Here is a 4,535-nt window from a genome sequence, read left to right as displayed (position 1 = left end):
CGGTCGCCGCCGCCACCACCGCGACGGTCGTCGCGCTCGCGACGCTGACCGGCGCGAGCACCGGCCGCGGCCGCCTCACGCTCGGCGCGGCTGGTGGGCGCCTCGCCCTTGTAGATCCACACCTTCACGCCGATGCGGCCGAAGGTGGTGCGGGCCTCGTAGAAGCCGTAGTCGATGTCCGCGCGAAGCGTGTGCAGCGGCACGCGGCCCTCGCGGTAGAACTCCGACCGCGACATCTCGGCGCCGCCCAGACGACCGGAGCACTGGACACGGATGCCCTTGGCGCCGGACTTCATGGCCGACTGCATCGCCTTGCGCATGGCACGACGGAACGAGACCCGGCTGGACAGCTGCTCGGCCACGCCCTGCGCGACGAGCTGCGCGTCGATCTCCGGGTTCTTGACCTCGAGGATGTTGAGCTGGACCTGCTTCTTGGTCAGCTTCTCCAGGTCGCCACGGATGCGGTCCGCCTCGGCGCCACGACGGCCGATCACGATGCCCGGACGCGCGGTGTGGATGTCCACCTGCACGCGGTCCGTGGTGCGCTCGATCTCGACCTTGGAGATGCCGGCCCGCTCCATGCCCTTCTGCAGCATGCGACGGATCGCCACGTCCTCGGCGACGTACGACTTGTACAGCTTGTCGGCGTACCACCGGCTCTTGAAGTCGGTCGTGATGCCGAGGCGGAACCCGTGCGGGTTAACCTTCTGGCCCACTATCGGGTCCTTCCCTTCGGCTCGCGGGACTCCACGATCACGGTGATGTGGCTCGTCCGCTTGTTGATCCGATAGGCGCGACCCTGTGCACGCGGACGGAACCGCTTCAGCGTCGGGCCCTCGTCGACCCACGCGCGGCTCACGACGAGCGTGGCGGGGTCGAGATCGAAGTTGTGCTCAGCGTTCGCCATGGCGCTGCTGAGCACCTTGTAAACCGGCTCGCTCGCCGACTGGGGAGCGAACTGCAGCACGGCCTGCGCCTCCGAAGCGGGCAGCCCGCGAATAAGGTCCACCACACGGCGGGCCTTGAGGGGCGTGACACGGACGAACCGCGCCTGAGCCCTGGCTTCCATCGCTTACTCCTCTAAATGCTTCTGAAGGCGTCTATCGCCGGCTGCGCCGGTCGTCCTTGACGTGGCTGCGGAACGTCCGCGTGGGGGCGAACTCTCCGAGCTTGTGACCGATCATCGACTCGGTGACGAACACCGGGACGTGCTTGCGGCCGTCGTGCACGGCGATCGTGTGCCCGAGCATGTCGGGAACGATCATGGAGCGCCGCGACCACGTCTTGATGACGTTCTTGGTGCCCTTCTCGTTCTGGGCGTCCACCTTCTTGGCGAGGTGGTCGTCCACGAAGGGACCCTTCTTAAGGCTACGTGGCATTTCGGCTGCTCCTACCGCTTCTTCCTCTTGCTCCGACGACGGATGATCAGCCGGTCGCTTGGCTTGTTGGCCTGACGGGTGCGGCCCTCGGGCTTGCCCTTGGGGTTCACCGGGTGGCGGCCACCGGAGGTCTTGCCCTCGCCACCACCGTGCGGGTGGTCGACGGGGTTCATGGCCACACCGCGGACGGTCGGGCGCTTGCCCTTCCACCTCATACGGCCGGCCTTGCCCCAGTTGATGTTGGCCTGCTCTGCGTTGCCGACCTGGCCCACCGAGGCCCGGCAGCGCACGTCCACCATGCGCATCTCGCCGGACGGCATACGCAGCGTGGCGTACTGGCCCTCCTTGGCGAGCAGCTGGATCTGGGCGCCCGCGGAGCGGCCGAGCTTGGCGCCGCCGCCCGGACGGAGCTCCACCGCGTGGATGAAGGTACCCGTCGGGATGTTGCGCAGCGGCAGGCAGTTGCCCGGCTTGATGTCGGCCCCGGGGCCGTTCTCGATGCGGTCGCCCTGCTTGAGGCCGGTCGGCGCGATGATGTAGCGCTTCTCGCCGTCGGCGTAGTGGAGCAGAGCGATATTGGCGGTGCGGTTGGGGTCGTACTCGATGTGAGCGACCTTCGCCGGAATGCCGTCCTTGTCGTGCCTCCGGAAGTCGATGATCCGGTAGGCGCGCTTGTGACCGCCGCCCTGGTGGCGAGCGGTGACCCGGCCGTGTACGTTGCGGCCGCCCTTGCTGTGAAGGGGTGCAAGCAGCGACTTCTCGGGCGTGCTGCGGGTGATCTCGGAGAAGTCCGAGACACTCGAGCCGCGGCGACCCGGGGTCGTCGGCTTGTACTTACGGATGCCCATCTTTTTCGTTCATCCTTCGTCGGTTACATGGGTGAGCCCGCCGCACGGATGTGCGACGGTCTCGACCCCTGGCAGGCCATGCGGCCCGCCTCACTTCTATGGCTGCTAGCCGATCTGACCGAAGATGTCGATCCGATCGCCCTCGACCAGGCTCACGATCGCGCGCTTGGTGTCGGGACGCTTGCCGAAACCGGTGCGGGTGCGCTTGCGCTTGCCCTGCCGGTTGATGGTGTTCACGCTGGTGACCTTGACCCCGAAGATCTGCTCGACGGCGATCTTGACCTGGGTCTTGTTCGCGGTCTTTCTCACCAGGAACGTGTACTTGTTGTTCTCATCGATCAGGCCGTAGCTCTTCTCGGAGACGACCGGCTTGATGATGATGTCGCGCGGGTCGGCGATCTTCTCCATCAGGCCTCTTCCTTCCCGCTGTCACTGAGGCGGGCGACGACCTGGTCGTACGCCTCCTGGGTGAAGACGACGTCGTCGTGGACGAGCACGTCGTACGTGTTGAGCTGCCCGGAGTCCAGCAGGTGGACCTCGGGGGCGTTGCGCAGGCTCAGCCAGGTCAGCTCGTCGGCCTCGTCTACCACGACGAGGACGGTCCGCGACTCGGTGATCTTGCGCAGGGCCTCCAGGGCCGCCTTGGTCTTCGGCGTCTCGCCGTCGACCAGGCCGCTCACCACGTGCACGCGCCCGCCGGAGGCCCTGTCGGAGAGGGCGCCGCGCAGCGCGGCGGCCTTCATCTTCTTGGGCGTCCGCTGCGAGTAGTCGCGCGGGACCGGGCCGTGGACGACGCCACCGCCGGTGAACTGCGGCGCGCGGGTCGAGCCCTGACGGGCGCGGCCGGTGCCCTTCTGGCGGTACGGCTTCTTGCCGCCGCCCCTGACCTCACCACGGGTCTTGGCCTTGTGGGTGCCCTGCCGGCGAGCGGCGAGCTGGGCCACGACCACCTGGTGGATCAGTGGAATGTTGACCTTGGCGCCGAAGATGTCTTCGGGCAGGTCGACGGTGCCGGCCTTGCCGCCGCTGGCGTCGAGGACGTCAATGCTGGTCACTTGGCGACCCCCTTCTTTGCAGCGGTGCGGACGAGGACCAGGCTGCCGTTGGCGCCGGGGATCGCACCCTTGATCAGGATGAGACCGTTCTCGACGTCGACGGAGTGAACCTTGAGGCTCTGCACGGTGGTGCGGACGTTGCCCATCCGACCAGCCATGCGCAGACCCTTGAAAACGCGGCCCGGGGTGGCGCAGCCACCGATGGAACCCGGCGAGCGGTGCTTGCGCTGCGTACCGTGCGACGCGCCCAGACCACCGAAGCCGTGCCGCTTCATGACACCGGCGAAGCCCTTGCCCTTGCTCTTGCCCGTCACGTCGACGAACTGGCCGGCCTCGAAGGTGTCGGCCAGCAGCTCCTGGCCCAGGGTGTAGTCGCTCGCGTCGTCGGTGCGGATCTCCGCGAAGTAACGGCGCGGGGTGATGTCGTGCTTGCGCAGGTAGTCGCCGAGCGGCTTGTTGACCTTCCGGGGGTCGACCTGCCCGAAGCCGAGCTGGACGGCGGAGTAGCCGTCCTTCTCAGCGGTACGGACCCGGGTCACCACGCACGGACCGGCCTCGACCACGGTCACCGGAACCATCCGGTTGTCCGCGTCGAAGACCTGGGTCATGCCGAGCTTCTTGCCCAGGACGCCCTTGATCGTCTTAGCCATGTCAGTGCGTTCCCTCAGAGCTTGATCGAAATGTCGACGCCCGCGGGGAGGTCGAGCCGCATGAGCGAGTCGACGGTCTTGGGCGTCGGGTCGATGATGTCAATCAGCCGCTTGTGCGTGCGCATCTCGAAGTGCTCGCGGCTGTCCTTGTACTTGTGCGGCGAGCGGATGACGCAGTACACGTTCTTCTCGGTCGGCAGCGGCACCGGGCCCGCGACCTTCGCGCCAGTCCGCGTCACCGTCTCGACGATCTTCTTGGCCGAGCTGTCGATGACCTCGTGGTCATAGGCCTTAAGCCGGATGCGGATCTTCTGTCCCGCCATAGTGGCCTCGGTGTCCTTCGCTGTCGTCTGAAAAAGTATCGTGCGGCCTGTTGCCGCTGGTGGTGGTGCTTGACCCCAGGTGACAGACGTTGTTGATCTGTCATTTCTTCCGTGATCCGGCAGTTACTTCGGTCACGTCCGAAGAAACTGCGAGATCACGGTTCTTCCTGGAGCCTTTACGTGGTGCGGCGGCCGGTCCCGGTGTCCGGGGCCGACCGCCGCCCCGACGATCGTGCTACTTGATGATCTTTACGACCCGGCCGGCGCCGACGGTGCGGCC

At 66.8% G+C, this 4,535-nt stretch carries 8 protein-coding genes; all 8 read right to left on the bottom strand.

Going from position 1 to position 4,535, the window contains the following annotated elements:
* Window positions 1-716, bottom strand: a 716-nt coding sequence (gene rpsC / locus KME77_RS15650) for a 30S ribosomal protein S3 (RefSeq protein WP_219467585.1), incomplete at its 3' end; no start/stop codon positions are given.
* A complete protein-coding gene (rplV, locus tag KME77_RS15645) occupies window positions 716-1,069 on the bottom strand; it encodes a 50S ribosomal protein L22 (protein WP_219467581.1) in 354 nt (117 codons plus the stop codon). The genes rpsC and rplV, both read right to left, overlap by 1 nt.
* Before the next feature lie 31 nt (window positions 1,070-1,100).
* Window positions 1,101-1,379, bottom strand: a complete 279-nt coding sequence (gene rpsS, locus KME77_RS15640) for a 30S ribosomal protein S19 (RefSeq protein ID WP_189126392.1) — start codon at window positions 1,377-1,379, stop codon at window positions 1,101-1,103.
* Window positions 1,380-1,390: 11 nt separating this feature from the next.
* The gene (gene rplB / locus KME77_RS15635) at window positions 1,391-2,227 is read right to left on the bottom strand and encodes a 50S ribosomal protein L2 (protein ID WP_219467577.1); all 837 of its coding nucleotides are present in this window, start codon (window positions 2,225-2,227) and stop codon (window positions 1,391-1,393) included.
* A gap of 105 nt (window positions 2,228-2,332) precedes the next feature.
* A complete protein-coding gene (gene rplW / locus KME77_RS15630; protein WP_125644678.1) occupies window positions 2,333-2,635 on the bottom strand; it encodes a 50S ribosomal protein L23 in 303 nt (100 codons plus the stop codon).
* A complete protein-coding gene (rplD, locus tag KME77_RS15625; RefSeq protein WP_219467573.1) occupies window positions 2,635-3,282 on the bottom strand; it encodes a 50S ribosomal protein L4 in 648 nt (215 codons plus the stop codon). Before rplD ends, rplW begins: the two co-directional genes overlap by 1 nt.
* Window positions 3,279-3,932, bottom strand: coding sequence for a 50S ribosomal protein L3 (rplC, locus tag KME77_RS15620; RefSeq protein ID WP_219467570.1), 654 nt, complete (start codon window positions 3,930-3,932; stop codon window positions 3,279-3,281). Before rplC ends, rplD begins: the two co-directional genes overlap by 4 nt.
* A gap of 14 nt (window positions 3,933-3,946) precedes the next feature.
* The gene (gene rpsJ / locus KME77_RS15615) at window positions 3,947-4,255 is read right to left on the bottom strand and encodes a 30S ribosomal protein S10 (protein ID WP_012887830.1); all 309 of its coding nucleotides are present in this window, start codon (window positions 4,253-4,255) and stop codon (window positions 3,947-3,949) included.
* Between the last annotated feature and the right edge of the window lie 280 nt (window positions 4,256-4,535).

The sequence above is a fragment of the Nonomuraea rhizosphaerae genome (assembly GCF_019396405.1).
GTDB lineage: Bacteria > Actinomycetota > Actinomycetes > Streptosporangiales > Streptosporangiaceae > Nonomuraea > Nonomuraea rhizosphaerae.
Note: the sequence above shows the minus strand (reverse complement) of the source record. Positions and strands in the feature narration are given on the sequence as shown.